Origin of the sequence: Pseudomonas sp. AF03-9 (assembly GCF_020515815.1) — a bacterium.
In the GTDB taxonomy this organism is placed as follows: Bacteria; Pseudomonadota; Gammaproteobacteria; order Pseudomonadales; family Pseudomonadaceae; genus Aquipseudomonas.
This window is the reverse complement of sequence record NZ_JAHPJF010000001.1, coordinates 748,214-763,376: the sequence shown is the minus strand read 5'-3', so window position 1 is coordinate 763,376 and position 15,163 is coordinate 748,214. Positions and strand designations below refer to the sequence as shown.

Here is a 15,163-nt window from a genome sequence, read left to right as displayed (position 1 = left end):
CATGGAAACCCGCGCCCATCATGTGATGATCGGTCTGTTCAGCGTGATCGTAGTGGTCGGCGCGATGCTGTTTGGCCTGTGGCTGGCCAAGTCCAGCATCGACAGCGCCTTCCAGGATTACGAAGTGGTGTTCAACGAGGCCGTCAGCGGCCTGTCCCAAGGCAGTTCGGTGCAGTACAGCGGGATCAAGGTCGGCGACGTGATCAGCCTGCGCCTGGACCCCAAGGACCCACGCCGCGTCCTCGCGCGCATCCGCCTGGCCGGGCAGACGCCGATCAAGGAAGACACCCAGGCCAAACTAGCACTGACCGGCATCACCGGCACCTCGATCATCCAGCTCAGCGGCGGCACGCCACAAAGCCCGGTGCTCAAGGGCAAGAACGGCAACCTGCCGGAAATCATCGCCTCTCCATCGCCGATCGCGCGCTTGCTCAACAACAGCAACGACCTGATGAGCAGCATCAACCTGCTGCTACATAACGCCAATGCGCTGTTCTCCCGGGAGAACGTCGAGCGCCTGACCACTACCCTGGACAACTTGCAGCAAACCACCGGCGCCATCGCCGACCAGCGCGGCGACATCAAAGTGGTGATGCAGCAACTGATGCAGGTGAGCAAGCAAGCCAGCGGCGCCCTGGAACAAACCACGGTGTTGATGCGCAACGCCAACGGCCTACTCAACGATCAAGGTAAGCAGGCGTTCAGCAGTGCCGAGCAGGCGATGAAATCCCTGGAAAAAAGCACCGCCACCATCAACACCTTGCTGACCGACAACAAGGACTCGGTGAACAGCGGCATGCAGGGCCTCAACGAACTGGCGCCGGCCGTGCGCGAACTGCGCGAAACCCTCGGCTCGCTGCGCGCCATCTCCCGCCGCCTGGAAGCCAACCCCAGTGGCTACCTGCTGGGCAGCGACAAGAACAAGGAGTTCACGCCATGAAGCGTGCTTATCAACTGATCGCCCCTGTAGCCCTGGCCCTGGTGAGCGCGTGCTCGATCCTGCCCAAGCCTGACCCATCGGACGTGTACCGCCTGGCGGCAGCCCCAGCGGCGACCCAAGGCACGCCAGTGGCCTGGTCATTGCGCGTGACCAAGCCCCAGACCAGCGAATTTCTCGATAGCCCACGTATTGCCGTGGTGCCCAATGGCGACCTGATCAGCAGCTATGCCAATTCGCGCTGGAGCGATCCGTCGCCGGTGCTGCTGCGCAATCGCCTGCTGGACGGGTTCCAGCGCGATGGGCGGGTAACGTTGCTGAGTACCGACGAGACCAATCTGCAAGCCGACTACGAGCTGGGCGGGCAATTGCAGGCGTTCCAGAGTGAATACCGCGGCAATGCCGTGGAGGTGGTGATCCGCCTCGACGCACGATTGGTGCGCGGCAGTGATCAGCGGATTATTGCCAGCCGGCGGTTTGAAGTGAGGCAGCCGGTGAATGACACCAAAGTGCCGGCGGTGGTGGCCGGGTTTGGGCTGGCGGGTGATCAGTTGAACAAGCAGGTGGTGGAATGGGTGGTGCAGCAGGGCAATACAGCGCCGAAACGCTGAGGGCCTCTTCGCGGGCAAGCCCGCTCCCACATTTTTGATTTGTGAATACAGTCAAATATGGGAGCTGGCTTGCCTGCGATCGTGATCTCAGCCTCAGCCTCAGCCAAAGAACCAGTAGCACACCGCGATAGCCGCAACGACACCCGCCAACTCAGCCAGCAACGCACAGCCCACGGCATGCCGCGCCCGCTGAATCCCCACCGAGCCAAAGTACACCGCCAACACGTAGAAGGTGGTCTCGGTACTGCCCTGGATCGTCGCCGCGACCAGCGCCGGAAAACTGTCCACGCCCTGGGTCTGCATGGTCTCGATCAGCATCGCCCGTGCAGCACTGCCGGAGAACGGCTTGACCATCGCGGTCGGCAAGGCATCCACGAAGCGCGTGTCCATGCCGGTCCAGGCCACCAGGTGGCGAATCCCTTCCAGGCCGAACTCCAGCGCCCCCGAGGCGCGCAACACACCGACCGCACACAACATCGCCACCAGGTACGGCAGCAGGTTCTTGGCCACGTCGAAGCCTTCTTTGGCGCCTTCGACAAACGCTTCGTACACCTTGACCTTACGCAGCGCACCGATGATCAGGAACAGCATGATCAAGCCAAACAAGGTGAGGTTGCCAAGGATCGACGACAGGCTGGCCAGCGCAGTAGCGGACAGGGTCGCCAGCAACGCCATGAAGCCACCCAGCACCAACGCGCCGGGAATCAGGTAGGCCAGCACCACAGGGTCCCACAGGCGCAGGCGCTGCATGATCGCCACCGACAGCAGGCCGACCAGGGTCGAGGCGCTGGTGGCCAGCAGGATCGGCAGGAACACCAGCGTCGGATCAGCGGCGCCTTGCTGGGCGCGGTACATGAAGATGGTCACCGGCAACAGCGTCAGCGAGGACGCATTGAGCACCAGGAACAGGATCTGCGCGTTGCTTGCAGTGCTGGGGATGGGGTTGAGCTCTTGCAGCGCCTTCATGGCCTTGAGGCCGATGGGCGTGGCGGCGTTGTCCAGGCCCAGGCCGTTGGCGGCGAAGTTGAGGGTGATCAAGCCGATGGCGGGGTGGCCGGCGGGCACTTCCGGCATCAAGCGACGGAACAGCGGTCCAAGGGCCTTGGCCAGCCAATCGACGATCCCGGCTTTTTCCGCGATACGCAGGAAGCCCAGCCACAAGGTCAGGGTGCCGAACAGCAGCACCATGACTTCCACCGACAGTTTGGCCATGGCGAAAATGCTTTCGACCATCGCCGAAAAAATCCCGGCGTTGCCGCCCACCAGCCACTGCACCAGCGCTGACACCATTGCCACGACAAAGAAGCCAAGCCACAGGCCATTGAGCATCAGTTAAATCCCCCGAATGATGGGCCGAATGATAACGGGGCTGGCAGAAACGACAAACCCCGGATTTCCCCGGGGTTTGTCTCATAGCGCTCGCGCTATCAGCTGCGAGTCGCCTGGGCAGCCGGAGCCGCGTCCTTGCTGCGCCAGTGCGGCAGGGAATTCCAGTAGCGCTCGCCTTTGGCGTCGTCGTACATGCCTTCCCAACGCGCGATGACCAACACGGCCAGGGCGTTGCCGATCACGTTCAGGGCGGTACGCGCCATGTCCATGATGCGGTCGACACCGGCGATGAACGCCAGGCCTTCCAGCGGAATACCCACGCTGCCCAAGGTCGCCAGCAGCACCACGAAGGACACGCCCGGCACACCGGCGATGCCTTTGGAGGTGACCATCAGGGTCAGTACCAGCATCAGTTGCTGGCCGACCGACAGGTCGATGCCATACAGCTGGGCGATAAAGATCGCCGCGATGCTCTGGTACAGGGTCGAACCGTCGAGGTTGAACGAGTAGCCGGTCGGCACCACGAAGCTGCAGATCGCTTTTGGCGCGCCGTAGGCTTCCATCTTCTCGATCACACGCGGCAGTACCGTCTCGGAGCTGGCGGTGGAGTAGGCCAGCACCAGCTCATCCTTGAAGATGCGCATCAGCTTGATCACCGAGAAGCCGAACAGGCGGGCGATCAGGCCGAGGATTACAAAGGCGAAGAACAGGATGGCGACGTAAACCAGGATCACCAGCTTGGCCAGCGGCAGCAGCGAGGCGAAGCCGAAGTTGGCGACAGTCACCGCGATCAGTGCGAATACGCCGATAGGCGCGTACTTCATGATCATGTGGGTGACTTTGAACATGCTCTCGGACACGCCCTGGAACATGGTCACCAGCGGCTCGCGCAGTTCAGGCTTGAGGCTCGACAGGCCCAGGCCGAACAGCACCGAGAAGAAGATGATCGGCAGCATTTCGCCACGGGCGACGGCGGCGAAGATGTTCGACGGAATCAGGTTGAGGATGGTCTGGATGAACGCATGCTCGTGCTGCACTTCGGCAGCCGTGGCCTGGTATTTGGAAATATCGACCGTACCCAGGGTACTCATGTCGATGCCGGCACCCGGATGGAACACGTTGGCCAGCAGCAGCCCGACCACGATGGCGATGGTCGTGACAATTTCGAAGTAAAGGATGGTTTTGACGCCGATACGCCCGAGCTTCTTCGCGTCACCGACACCGGCAATGCCGACGATCAGCGAGGAAATCACAATCGGGATCACGATCATCTTGATCAGGCGAATAAAGATATCGCCCGCTGGCTGCAACACATTGCTGATCCACCAGGCCTTTTCAGCACTGAAATGGTTGAGCACTGCACCGATCGCGATCCCCAATACCAAACCGATGAGGATCTGCCAGGCGAGGCTTAGCTTTGCCTTCTTCATGTCATTACCCTTACTTCAAGTGAACTCAAGGCAAATGCGCCAGCCGCAACGCTCGAAAGCGAAAAAGTGTGAGCATCTGCCTCCATGAAAGGTCACCGCAGCGTGGCCGAAATGGCTTACTGGCAGGCGAAAAAAGGCGCAACTATTCCGATGCAAGGGAGCGGCGTCTAATGCCGTAAACGCCTACCCCATGCCGAATCGGCATGGCTTTTTTTCATAATAACTGTCCGAACGGTCAGTTCAAATGCGACAAATTGCCCGTTGAATATGCCGTGAACCTGCCAAACCCGGCTCGCTCAGAGATTCAGGACAACTTGGAAGGGATGGCAGAAATACCTGGGATTACGCGGGGGCCATGTCAGAAATGACCTATGGCACCAAGCAAATTTTATCGATAGATGGTCACGCCGACACACCAAGTAATGGTTGGAGTCGGGCGAAAAGGAAATTTGCGACTACGAGCGGCATGAGAGACAGGGGATGAACGTCACAAGCCCGTCGCAAGTTCAGCAAGCCGTGAGCTTGTGAACCTGCGTCGACGCTTTGCAACCTGACTCGGCTCGCCAGACAGGGTCTAGTACCAATTCGGATCTTTCTTCAACTGCTCCATCAACAGCTTCTGCATGCCTTCGTCCGGCTTACCGATAAAACGGTAGTCGGCGTGCCGCGTTGGCGACTTGTCCGCCGGCAAACCGGCCGGGACTTCCACCAACAGGGCGTAGGCATCTTCCTTGTCGAGGCTGAAGGCAACGATCAGACGCTTCTTCAGACAAGTGTCGGCCGTTTCGCAGAGCGGCCCGACCAGGTATTTGTCCCCGTCTTCCTGCACGGCATTCATTTGCTCGGCCGTGCCCGACAGGTTCAGCACCCACTCCGGCAGACGCTCTTCTTTCTTCACCACGCCTTGCCAGGTTTCGCGGTATTGCGGGTCCGCCGCGAGCAATTCGTTGGCGCGGGATTGGCCGTCATTGGCGGCCATCACCAAGCCGCTACCGCCCAAGAGCAGGGCGGCAGCCAGGGTTTTAAAGGACAAAGTGGTCATTTTCAGCCTCGGCCGCGACGACCAAAGAAGAACGAAGCGATGAACATCACCAGGAAGACAACAAACAGGATCTTGGCGATCCCCGTGGCGGTGCCCGCGATACCACCGAAGCCCAGGACTGCAGCCACAATGGCGATGATCAGAAACGTGATTGCCCAACTCAACATGGTGATTCTCCTTACGCTTTTATAGAGGTCGTGCGGTACGGACGCTCAAGGTGAGCGAGCGTATGTATTGCCTAAAACACCCAACGCTCTTGGGTAGGCAGCTCGCCAGGGGTCGAATCCTGGTCAGCCACTCTCAATTGGGGTGCGGTTACACCGGCGGAAACGCTGCTGATGGAACTGAAATGGGTCTGCGTCATGAGCGGACGCTCGAAGTGCGGGGCTTGTTGCTGACTCTGCTGCCAATGCTGCATCTGCTGGCCGCCAATCAGCGTGACCATCAGGGCCAGGCTGGCAAACAGACCTTGCTGCAAGCGCAGTGGCGATACATGCAATTGGCTGAGGCTTTGGCGAGTCATGCTGATGTTCTCCCGCATTCTGATTATTCGTTGGGAGAGGTATTGCAGGGCGCATGCCAGTTTTTTTACAAAATAAAACTCAATAAAATCAATGAGTTATATATACGACAAGGCTGGTTGGCACAGCATCCTGCACGATGCCCCCAAGGGAGCCGTGCGAATTGCACGATCACCAGCGGTCGGATCAATGGATAGAAAGCTGTCGGTGAGTTGCCGAAGTGGCAAGACGGCATGAAAACGCCATCAGGCAGGGCTTTGTAGGAAGCAGCGCAGATACCTGCACGGCACCTCCTTTTATCGATCAGAATAAACCATGCAACTTGCCCGATTATTCCGGGACTAATCACCATCATTCATAGTTAAGGAGCGCGGGACAGATGGAATCAGCCAAGGAACTTCAAGGCCGCATTCTTTTAGTGGATGACGAATCCGCGATCCTCCGCACCTTCCGTTATTGCCTGGAAGATGAAGGCTACACCGTCGCCACTGCCAACAGCGCCGCCCAGGCCGATACCCTGATGCAACGCCAGGTGTTCGATCTGTGCTTCCTCGACCTGCGCCTGGGTGAAGACAACGGCCTCGATGTGCTGGCCCAAATGCGCATCCAGGCGCCATGGATGCGCGTGGTGATCGTCACCGCGCATTCCGCCGTGGATACTGCCGTGGATGCGATCCAGGCAGGCGCGGCGGACTATCTGGTCAAACCGTGCAGCCCGGACCAGTTGCGCCTGGCCACAGCCAAACAACTGGAAGTGCGCCAATTGTCCGCGCGCCTGGAAGCGCTGGAAGGCGCAGTGCGCCAGCCCAAAGACGGCCTCGATTCCCATAGCCCGGCCATGATGGTCGTGCTGGAAACCGCGCGCCAAGTCGCCGGGACCGACGCCAATATCCTGATCCTCGGCGAGTCCGGCACGGGTAAAGGTGAATTGGCCCGGGCCATCCACGGCTGGAGCAAACGCGCGAAGAAATCCTGCGTGACCATCAACTGCCCGTCGCTGACGGCGGAGCTGATGGAAAGCGAATTGTTCGGCCACAGCCGCGGCGCATTCACCGGCGCGAGTGAAAGCACATTGGGGCGGGTCAACCAGGCCGACGGTGGCACGCTGTTTCTCGACGAGATCGGCGATTTTCCGCTCACGTTGCAACCAAAATTATTGCGATTCATCCAGGACAAGGAATACGAGCGCGTCGGCGACCCGGTCACCCGCCGCGCCGATGTGCGCATCCTCGCCGCCACCAACCTGAACCTGGAGGACATGGTGCGCGACGGCCGCTTCCGTGAGGACCTGCTGTACCGCCTCAACGTCATCACCTTGCACCTGCCGCCATTGCGCGAGCGCAGCGAAGACATCCTGACCCTGGCCGACCGCTTCCTGGCGCGCTTCGTCAAGGAATACGCGCGTCCGGCACGCGGCTTCAGCGACGAAGCACGCGAAGCACTGCTCAACTATCGCTGGCCGGGCAATATCCGTGAGCTGCGCAACGTTGTGGAGCGTGCGAGCATCATCTGCCCGCAGGAGAAGGTCGAGATCAGCCACCTCGGCATGGCCGAGCAACCAACCAACAATGCCCCGCGCATCGGCGCGGCACTGAGCCTGGACGAGCTGGAGAAGGCCCACATCGGCGCTGTGCTGGCCACCAGCGACACCCTGGACCAAGCGGCCCGCACCCTCGGCATCGACGCGTCGACCCTGTACCGCAAACGCAAACAGTACAACCTGTGAGCTGCACCTTATGAAGTTAGCGATGAAGCTGCGTACTCGCTTGTTCCTGAGTATCTCAGCGCTGATCACCGTCGCCCTGCTGGGCTTGATCCTCGGCCTGGTCAGCGTCATGCAAATGGCCAAGACCCAGGAGTCGCTGATCCGCAGCAACTTCATCACCCTGGACTTGGGTCTCAAGCTGCGCCAGAGCCTTGGCGACCAACTGATCATGATGCTGGAGCAGCGTCCCGACCCCGTGGCCCTGCAAGCGTCGAAGCAGCACTACTTCGAGCTGCTGGACCAGGGCGTCGCCCACGAACAGCGCAACGGACAAGGCACGGGCTTCGTCCAGGCCCGGAGCGATTACCAGAATCTGCTGGACGCGTTTGACCAGTTCCAGCAAGCCTCGCCACCGCCGGGCAGCAAGGAAAAACTCACCGAAACCTTCAATGTGCTGCGCAACGGCCTGATCGTCGAACACAAGCAGGCCCTTGAAAACATCAGCACCAGCGAACACAAATCCCGCGAGCGCGCCTTGCTCATCGCCGGCCTGCTGGGGCTGGTGGGGCTGGCGGTGCTGATCATCGGTTTTGTCACCGCCCACGGTATCGCCCGGCGATTTGGCGGACCGATTGAAGCGCTGGCCAAGGCGGCGGACAAGATCGGCCAGGGTGATTTCGAGGTGACACTGCCGATTTCCTCAGCAGCCGAGATGAACCAGCTGACACGGCGTTTCGGCATCATGGCCGAGGCGTTGCGCCAGCACCAGGCAACCAATGTCGACGAACTGCTCGCCGGCCAGCAGCGTCTGCAGGCGGTACTCGACAGCATTGACGACGGCCTGCTGATGATCGACCGCCAAGGCCGTCTGGAGCACCTCAACCCGGTGGCACAGCGCCAACTGGGTTGGGATGAGGAACGCCTCGGCCAGGGCCTGGGTGAAGCCTTGATGCGCCCCGAGCTGGATGAACAACTGCAATTGGTGCTGCGCGGCGGCAACCTGGAGCGCGCACCGGATGACCTGGAAGTGGAAGTCGAGGGTGAACTGCGCCTCCTGACCTATAGCCTCACGCCGGTGAGCCATACCCAGGGGCATATCCTTGGCGCGGTCATGGTGCTGCATGACGTCACTGAGCAGCGCGCCTTCGAACGCGTGCGCAGCGAGTTTGTGTTGCGTGCCTCCCATGAGCTGCGCACTCCGGTGACCGGCATGCACATGGCTTTCGGGCTATTTCGCGAGCGCGCGAAATTTCCGGCGGAGTCCCGCGAAGCGGACCTGCTGGATACGGTCAACGAAGAAATGCAGCGCCTGATGCAGTTGATCAACGACTTGCTCAACTTCTCGCGCTACCAGAACGGCCTGCAAAAACTCACCCTGGGGCCGTGCGACGTGACCGATCTGCTGGAACACGCCCGTGGACGGTTCACCGAACCGGCCAATGCTCAAAAAATCGAACTGCTGGTAGAAGCCCAACCCGACCTGCCACGCCTGTACGCCGACCAGCCGCAACTGGAGCGTGTACTCGACAACCTACTGGCCAACGCCCTGCGCCATACCGCCGAAGGTGGGCAGATTCGCCTACAGGCGCGACGCCATGGGGAGCGAGTGATTATCAGCGTCGAGGATAACGGCGAGGGGATCGCCTATGGCCAGCAAGGGCGCATTTTCGAGCCGTTCGTGCAGGTCGGCCGCAAGAAAGGCGGTGCCGGCCTGGGGCTGGCGCTGTGCAAGGAGATCGTGCAACTGCACGGTGGCCGCATGGGTGTGTATTCGCGGCCGGGGCAGGGGACGCAGTTCTATATGGCACTGCCGCTGTAGCCTGTGGCGAGGGGGTTGGCCACAGCAAGCTCCCTCGCCACAAGAAGCTGCATTGCCGCAGCAAACCCGCTCGCCACGGATTAGCGGCGGTTCAGCGCCCGCAGGATCGCGGCACTCTCGGCATCGGGAGTGCCATCAAACAATGCCGGACGGAAGTGCATCTGGAACGCTGCGATCACATGGCGCGTGGCCACGTCCAGCTCGCCGGTCTGCGGTGTCTGGTAGCCCAGACGTGCCAGCTCCTGCTGGAACCAGATGATGCTTGGCAGCTCAGCGGCATATTGCACATGGAACCGCGCTACCGCCTGGGCGTCCGGCCATACCCCCAGGCCTTGCTCGGCCAGGCGCTTCCACGGGAACAGCGGGCCCGGGTCCAGTTTGCGCAGCGGGGCAATGTCGCTGTGACCGATGATGTTCTTCGGGTCGATACCGTTGCGCTTGCTGATGTCCTTGAGCAACACCACCAGCGACTGCACCTGCGCTTCGGAATACGGATACCACACGCGCCCCGTCGGCGTGTCGCGATAGCCTGGGTTGACGATTTCGATGCCGATGGAGCTGGAGTTGAGCCAGGTGCGCCCCATCCACTCGCTTTCCCCGGCGTGCCAGGCGCGCTGGCTCTCATCCACCAGCTTGTAGATCCTGCCTGAGGCGTCATCGCCGATCAGATAATGGCTGCTGACCTGGCCGTGGGTCAGCAGCGCCAGGGAGCGCTCAAGGTCGGTGGAGGTGTAGTGGACGATCACGAACTGCACGCGGTTGTCGTGGTTCGACGATGGATGGCTGGTGTCCAGGCGCGGGCCACTGGCGCAGCCGGCGATCAGGAGAAACACAAAGGCGATGGATAAGGATTTCATGGCAGAAGGCAGTACGCTGAAGACGATAATGCAACAGTGTAACGTACCGACTGCAACCAGACGGTCAAATCACAAAATGGAACATCTTTTACGCCGCCTGCACTTGGTTGCGCCCCGCCGCCTTGGCCCGGTACAACGCTGCATCGGCGCGCTTGAGCGCCAGGTCACTGCGCTCACCTGGCAGGAACTGCGCCACGCCCATGGATACCGTGATCGTCACCGGCTCGCCTTTGAAGTGGAACGGGCACGCCTCGATGGCCGCGCGCAACACCTCGCCAGCCGCCAGCGCGTCCGTCAGCGATGAGTTGGGCATCAGCAACACAAACTCTTCACCGCCAAACCGCGCGATAAAATCGCTCGAGCGCAGACGCTTGCGCAGCACATTGGCGATGATTTTCAGCACTTTGTCGCCGGCCAAATGGCCGTAACCGTCGTTGATCCGCTTGAAGTGATCCAGGTCGAGCATGGCCAGCGACAGGCTGTTGCCCTGCTGGTGCCAGGCATTGACCTCATGGTCGAGGCGTTCACTCCAGGCCGCACGGTTGGGCAGCCCGGTGAGCGGGTCGATCAGGGCTTTCTGGCGTTGCACCTCCAGGTGCTCGCGATAGCCCTGGGCTTCCTGTTCCATGCTCGCAACACGCTCGGCAAGGCCTTTCAAACGCGCCGCGACCTCCTGCTCACGCTGGTCGCGCTGCTGCTGGTGCTGGTCCATGGTGCCGAGCAAGCCTTCAAGATGGCTTTCCAGCACGTGCTTGAGACTGTCGAGGTCGGCCGCGTCCTGGACGCTGCTTTGCAGGCCATCGACTTGTTCGCGGATCTGCGTATCCAGCTCGCGGGCAGCGTCGCGGCTATCTGCATGACCATCGCTGGCCACTTGCAGATGCCCCTGGAACGCTTCGAGGCGTTCGTTGAGCTGCTTGAGATAAGCCTCGAACTCGTGCTGGCCGCTGTCGGTGATCGCCAGCATCAACACCGCCAGGTCATCGAGGATTGGCAGCAGTTCGTACCAGTTCAAGCCATGGGCAAGGCGTTCACGCATGGCTTCGGCCTGGGGCCGGTGGCGTTCGGGCAGCGACAGGTCCTCGAGCAGGCCGAGCAGGGTGTCTTCGATATGTTTGGCCACGGAGCTGTAGGACGGCTCGGGCGAATCGGGCAGGGCGTAGATACCGTCCGATTGCAGCTCGTCGGGGTCGGCACGCTCGAGCACCGGCGGCAGCGACAGGCTGCCGATGACGGTGAGCGCCGGGGTATCGACGGGCACCGATGGCGCTTGGACAAAGGTGGCGAGTGCGCTCTGCGGGGCAGCCTCTTCGGGCGCAGGCGTCTTGGGCTCTGGCACCGCGGCAGCGGGTAGCGGTGCTGCGGCTGCAACCGCTGGGCTGGCGACTGCCTGCACAGGGGCGGGCGGCAATGGCGCGGGCTCGGGTGCAGCCGGCGCAAGTGGCGCAAAAGCCCGCAGTGCCTCGGCCAACTCATCAGACTGCGCGGGCTGCTCGGGCACGGGCACGGGCTTGGCGGCGGCAGGCTGCGGCTGCGGCTGCGGCTGCGGCGCGGCAACCGGCACAGGCTCACTCACCTGCGCCTCACTGGCAACCTCCTTGCCACCAAACAAACGTTGCAACAGTCCTGGCCCCGGGCGTGGGGTTTCGCCATCCGGCTCCAGGTTTTCCAGCGCCTGCCCTTGCAGGCTGCTCAACTCGCTGAGCAGCAACGGGATCTCGCGGGCCTGGCTCACACGGCCGTCCAATTGCTTGGCGAAGGTCTTCAGCGGGCGCGCGACCTCACGGGGCAGTGGCAGTTTCTGCAACTGCGCGACCAGGGAGGCCAACGCGGTACTCATCTGGTCGACACGGGTTTCGCGGCGCTGCTCGGAATCCAGCACGGCCTTTTCCAGGCGCGGCAACAGGGCAGCGAGGGCGGCGTCCATGTCGTCGGTGCGCACCACGTCGCGCATTTCCTTCATGCATTGGTCGACCGCACGGTCGGTCCCTTCAGCCGCCAGCGTGCTGCGCACCAGCCCTCGACGCAACAAGTCGAGGCGAGCGGCCCAACGGCGCTCGAGCTTTTCTTGTTGTTCGACGCTTAGCAGGTATTTTTCTTTCCAGCGCTGGGCGTCGTCGCTCATGCAAGGGGTCCGCGGGGGCCAGGGCTCAACGCGGGCAATGCATCAGCCGTGAGCGAACCCGGCAGACGAATCTCTACCGCGACCGGCAGGTGATCGGAGATGGGCTGCGCCAGTACCTGCACGCTTTCGAGCGTGAGGGTCGGGCTGAGCAGGATATGGTCCAGACAACGTTGCGGGCGCCAGCTGGGAAACGTGGCTTCGACTTGCGGCGCCAGTAGCCCGAGGTCCCGCAGCGGGGAATTGTTCAGCAAGTCGCTGGCGTGGGTGTTCATGTCCCCCATCAGCACTTGGTGTTTGTAATTGCCGATCAGCTCGCGGATGTAGGCCAGTTGCATCGTGCGGGTGCGTGCGCCCAGCGCCAGATGCATCATCACCACTACCAGGGCTTCAGGGCCTTCGCCGAAGCGCACGAGGATCGCGCCACGGCCCTTGGGGCCAGGCAGCGGGTGATCTTCGATCGCCCACGGCCTCAAGCGGCTGAGCACGCCATTGCTGTGCTGCGCCAGGCGCCCGAGGTTGCGATTGAGTTGTTGATACCAGTACGGGAACGCCCCGAGCTGGGCCAGGTGTTCAACCTGGTTGATGTAGCCGGAGCGCAGGCTGCCGCCGTCAGCTTCCTGCAAGGCGACCAAGTCGAAGTCGCTCAGCAGGTTGCCGATTTTCTGCAGATTGCCGGCGCGCCCATTATGGGGCAGCAGGTGCTGCCAGCCACGGGTGAGGTAGTGCCGGTACTTCTCGGTACTGATACCTACCTGGATATTGAAGCTGAGCAGACGCAGCCGGCTGTCTGCCGGCAGGCCCGTGGATTCCAGGTGATGCTCGTTGACCTGCGGATCATGCAGGCCAACAACGCGTTCAGTACCCCAGCGGCGCATGGCGAGCCCCTTACTTGGCTGCGCGCTCTTTGGCGATCAGCTGGTCGGCGACATTGAGGACAGCTTCAGGACCACCGGCAGTACCCAGGTCAAAGCGGTATTTGCCGTTGACGATCAGGGTCGGTACACCTTGCACGCCATACTTCTGCGCCAGTTCTTTGGCCTGTTTGATCTGGCCCTGGATGGCGAAGGAGTTGAAGGTAGCCAGGAACTTGTCCTTGTCGACACCTTGGGTGGCGACGAAATCAGCCATTTCGTCTGACTTGGTCAGGCGCTTGCCTTGTTTCTGGATGGCATCGAATACCGCGTTGTGGACCTTGTGCTCCACGCCCATGGCTTCCAGGGTCAGGAACAATTGGCCGTGGGCATCCCATGGGCCGCCGAACATGGCCGGAATGCGTTTGAAATTTACGTCTGAAGGCAGTTTTTCGGCCCATGGATTGATGGTCGGCTCAAAAGCGTAGCAATGCGGGCAGCCGTACCAGAACAGCTCCACCACTTCGATCTTGCCAGGTACCGAAACAGGTACGGGGTTGGTCAATTCAACATAGGTTTTACCGGCTTCAAGCGGCACATCGGCAGCTTGCGCGGTCATGCCGAAGAGGCTGGCAGTGATGAGAGCGGCGCTGAGGATCAGATTACGCATGCTTTACTCCTGGACAAATAAAGTCGCCTCACGCGACCTTTGTTGTGACAGGTCTACGCGGACATGAGTTCGTTAGTGTAACGGCACCGACCACAAAAAAGGGCGGCCTGGGCCACCCTTTTTATGCTTGCATCGACGGATTAATCGAGCGTTAACGTAGCGCCTGGATCAGTGCAGGCCCTGAATGTACTGCGACACCGCTTCGATGTCCTTGTTGCTCAACTTGCCGGCGATACTTTGCATGATTTTGGTGTCGCCATCGTTGACGCGATTACCTTCACGGAAGTCCGTCAGCTGTTTGGCAACGTACTGTGCATGCTGCCCACTCAAGTGCGGGAAGCCTGCAGCGGCGAGGCCTGCGCCATTGGGCGAGTGGCAACCGATGCACGAAGGCATGCCTTTTTCCAGGTTGCCGCCGCGGAACAGTTCTTCGCCACGGGCGACCTGCTTCGGATCGGCCGCTCCCACGCTGCCTTTCTGGCTGGCAAAATATGCCGCAATGTCTGCCAGGTCCTGATCGCTGAGGTTGGTCAGCAAGCCGGTCATTTCCAGCACCGTGCGCTTGCCATCCTTGATGTCGTGCATCTGCTTGGTCAGGTAGCGTTCACCCTGGCCGGCCAGTTTAGGGAAGTTCGGCGCCGGGCTGTTGCCATCCGGTCCGTGGCAAGCACCACACACGGCGGCTTTCGCCTGGCCCGCTGTAGCGTCGCCTGCAGCATGGGCAACACCAGTGATGCCCAGGGTCAACAGCAGACTCACGATCAGTTTGTTCATCAGCTAATCCAACTACGGCTAAGGGGTTTAAGAGTTATCTACCGGGTTTACTCACCATCAAATGAATGACGGCCTGGTAATCCTCAGTACTGCAGTCCATGCACAAACCACGCGGCGGCATTGCCTTGAAACCCTGGGTCACGCGCTGCACCAGCGTGTCCATGCCCTGCGCCAGTCTTGGCGCCCAGGCTGCCTGATCACCCCGTTTGGGGGCGTTGGGCAGTTGGCCGGCATGGCAAGCCACGCAAACTCGGTTGTACACCGCCTCCGGATCCTGTGTAGCCTGAGCGCCGTAAAGCGGAACCAGGACACCAAAAGCGAGCAACCATCTGGTCATACGTCGACCATTTCAGGGCTTGAGAGCGTTTTGCGTTCTAATGCGCAATAAAGGTCTATCGCTCCCGTGAACCTCATCCTTCGCTGGGACAAAGCACACACAAAATCTGCGGCATTATATACTGGCGCTACTGAAACGGAAACGACACCGCTTGC

At 61.1% G+C, this 15,163-nt stretch carries 15 protein-coding genes; 4 read left to right on the top strand and 11 right to left on the bottom strand.

Features of this window, described 5'->3' with window-relative positions; all coding sequences use genetic code 11:
• Position 1: 1 nt before the first annotated feature.
• Both LIY36_RS03500 and LIY36_RS03495 read left to right on the top strand, forming a co-directional pair.
• On the top strand, positions 2-940 hold the full coding sequence (locus LIY36_RS03500; RefSeq protein WP_192298217.1) for an MlaD family protein: 939 nt from the start codon (positions 2-4) through the stop codon (positions 938-940).
• Positions 937-1,548 carry an ABC-type transport auxiliary lipoprotein family protein gene (locus tag LIY36_RS03495; RefSeq protein ID WP_192298216.1) on the top strand — a complete coding sequence of 204 codons (612 nt, stop codon included), beginning with the start codon at positions 937-939 and terminating at the stop codon, positions 1,546-1,548. The genes LIY36_RS03500 and LIY36_RS03495 overlap by 4 nt, the downstream gene beginning before the upstream one ends.
• 99 nt (positions 1,549-1,647) lie before the next feature.
• On the opposite strand, the gene LIY36_RS03490 is transcribed toward LIY36_RS03495, so the two are convergent.
• From LIY36_RS03490 to LIY36_RS03470, 5 genes are all read right to left on the bottom strand, one after another.
• Entirely contained in the window at positions 1,648-2,877 is a 1,230-nt protein-coding gene (locus LIY36_RS03490; protein WP_226454809.1) for a nucleoside recognition domain-containing protein, read from the bottom strand.
• A gap of 98 nt (positions 2,878-2,975) precedes the next feature.
• Positions 2,976-4,307: a glutamate/aspartate:proton symporter GltP gene (gltP, locus tag LIY36_RS03485; protein ID WP_226454808.1), complete on the bottom strand. Its 1,332-nt coding sequence runs from the start codon at positions 4,305-4,307 to the stop codon at positions 2,976-2,978.
• Positions 4,308-4,881: 574 nt separating this feature from the next.
• Positions 4,882-5,349: an inhibitor of vertebrate lysozyme family protein gene (locus LIY36_RS03480; protein ID WP_192298213.1), complete on the bottom strand. Its 468-nt coding sequence runs from the start codon at positions 5,347-5,349 to the stop codon at positions 4,882-4,884.
• A gap of 2 nt (positions 5,350-5,351) precedes the next feature.
• On the bottom strand, positions 5,352-5,516 hold the full coding sequence (locus LIY36_RS03475) for a DUF1328 domain-containing protein (RefSeq protein WP_003170804.1): 165 nt from the start codon (positions 5,514-5,516) through the stop codon (positions 5,352-5,354).
• A gap of 71 nt (positions 5,517-5,587) precedes the next feature.
• Positions 5,588-5,872, bottom strand: coding sequence for a hypothetical protein (locus LIY36_RS03470; RefSeq protein ID WP_226454807.1), 285 nt, complete (start codon positions 5,870-5,872; stop codon positions 5,588-5,590).
• 377 nt (positions 5,873-6,249) lie between these two features.
• Between LIY36_RS03470 and algB the strand changes: the two genes are divergently transcribed.
• Together algB and LIY36_RS03460 are read left to right on the top strand one after the other, a co-directional pair.
• Positions 6,250-7,596 (top strand): sigma-54-dependent response regulator transcription factor AlgB, encoded by a 1,347-nt coding sequence (gene algB / locus LIY36_RS03465; RefSeq protein ID WP_192298211.1) that lies wholly within the window; start codon positions 6,250-6,252, stop codon positions 7,594-7,596.
• 10 nt (positions 7,597-7,606) lie between these two features.
• Positions 7,607-9,394 carry an ATP-binding protein gene (locus tag LIY36_RS03460; protein WP_226454806.1) on the top strand — a complete coding sequence of 596 codons (1,788 nt, stop codon included), beginning with the start codon at positions 7,607-7,609 and terminating at the stop codon, positions 9,392-9,394.
• 80 nt (positions 9,395-9,474) lie between these two features.
• Here the strand turns inward: LIY36_RS03460 and LIY36_RS03455 are convergent, their stop codons facing one another.
• From LIY36_RS03455 to LIY36_RS03430, 6 genes are all read right to left on the bottom strand, one after another.
• Positions 9,475-10,251 (bottom strand): N-acetylmuramoyl-L-alanine amidase, encoded by a 777-nt coding sequence (locus LIY36_RS03455; RefSeq protein WP_226454805.1) that lies wholly within the window; start codon positions 10,249-10,251, stop codon positions 9,475-9,477.
• Positions 10,252-10,339: 88 nt separating this feature from the next.
• Positions 10,340-12,376, bottom strand: coding sequence for a GGDEF domain-containing protein (locus LIY36_RS03450; protein WP_226454804.1), 2,037 nt, complete (start codon positions 12,374-12,376; stop codon positions 10,340-10,342).
• Positions 12,373-13,251, bottom strand: coding sequence for an endonuclease/exonuclease/phosphatase family protein (locus LIY36_RS03445; protein WP_192298207.1), 879 nt, complete (start codon positions 13,249-13,251; stop codon positions 12,373-12,375). The genes LIY36_RS03450 and LIY36_RS03445 overlap by 4 nt, the downstream gene beginning before the upstream one ends.
• Positions 13,252-13,261: 10 nt before the next feature.
• Positions 13,262-13,897, bottom strand: coding sequence for a thiol:disulfide interchange protein DsbA (gene dsbA / locus LIY36_RS03440; protein WP_226454803.1), 636 nt, complete (start codon positions 13,895-13,897; stop codon positions 13,262-13,264).
• A gap of 168 nt (positions 13,898-14,065) precedes the next feature.
• Positions 14,066-14,671 carry a c-type cytochrome gene (locus LIY36_RS03435; protein WP_226454802.1) on the bottom strand — a complete coding sequence of 202 codons (606 nt, stop codon included), beginning with the start codon at positions 14,669-14,671 and terminating at the stop codon, positions 14,066-14,068.
• A 34-nt stretch (positions 14,672-14,705) separates the two neighbouring features.
• On the bottom strand, positions 14,706-15,008 hold the full coding sequence (locus LIY36_RS03430; protein ID WP_226454801.1) for a c-type cytochrome: 303 nt from the start codon (positions 15,006-15,008) through the stop codon (positions 14,706-14,708).
• Positions 15,009-15,163 lie beyond the last annotated feature (155 nt).

Coding starts and splice junctions, on each gene's coding strand:
- LIY36_RS03450 (WP_226454804.1), bottom strand. CDS start 12,376: ATGAGCGACGACGCCCAGCGCTGGAAAGAAAAATACCTGCTAAGCGTC.
- LIY36_RS03490 (WP_226454809.1), bottom strand. CDS start 2,877: ATGCTCAATGGCCTGTGGCTTGGCTTCTTTGTCGTGGCAATGGTGTCA.
- LIY36_RS03500 (WP_192298217.1), top strand. CDS start 2: ATGGAAACCCGCGCCCATCATGTGATGATCGGTCTGTTCAGCGTGATC.
- LIY36_RS03430 (WP_226454801.1), bottom strand. CDS start 15,008: ATGACCAGATGGTTGCTCGCTTTTGGTGTCCTGGTTCCGCTTTACGGC.
- algB (WP_192298211.1), top strand. CDS start 6,250: ATGGAATCAGCCAAGGAACTTCAAGGCCGCATTCTTTTAGTGGATGAC.
- LIY36_RS03495 (WP_192298216.1), top strand. CDS start 937: ATGAAGCGTGCTTATCAACTGATCGCCCCTGTAGCCCTGGCCCTGGTG.
- LIY36_RS03475 (WP_003170804.1), bottom strand. CDS start 5,516: ATGTTGAGTTGGGCAATCACGTTTCTGATCATCGCCATTGTGGCTGCA.
- LIY36_RS03470 (WP_226454807.1), bottom strand. CDS start 5,872: ATGACTCGCCAAAGCCTCAGCCAATTGCATGTATCGCCACTGCGCTTG.
- LIY36_RS03435 (WP_226454802.1), bottom strand. CDS start 14,671: ATGAACAAACTGATCGTGAGTCTGCTGTTGACCCTGGGCATCACTGGT.
- LIY36_RS03445 (WP_192298207.1), bottom strand. CDS start 13,251: ATGCGCCGCTGGGGTACTGAACGCGTTGTTGGCCTGCATGATCCGCAG.
- gltP (WP_226454808.1), bottom strand. CDS start 4,307: ATGAAGAAGGCAAAGCTAAGCCTCGCCTGGCAGATCCTCATCGGTTTG.
- dsbA (WP_226454803.1), bottom strand. CDS start 13,897: ATGCGTAATCTGATCCTCAGCGCCGCTCTCATCACTGCCAGCCTCTTC.
- LIY36_RS03460 (WP_226454806.1), top strand. CDS start 7,607: ATGAAGTTAGCGATGAAGCTGCGTACTCGCTTGTTCCTGAGTATCTCA.
- LIY36_RS03455 (WP_226454805.1), bottom strand. CDS start 10,251: ATGAAATCCTTATCCATCGCCTTTGTGTTTCTCCTGATCGCCGGCTGC.
- LIY36_RS03480 (WP_192298213.1), bottom strand. CDS start 5,349: ATGACCACTTTGTCCTTTAAAACCCTGGCTGCCGCCCTGCTCTTGGGC.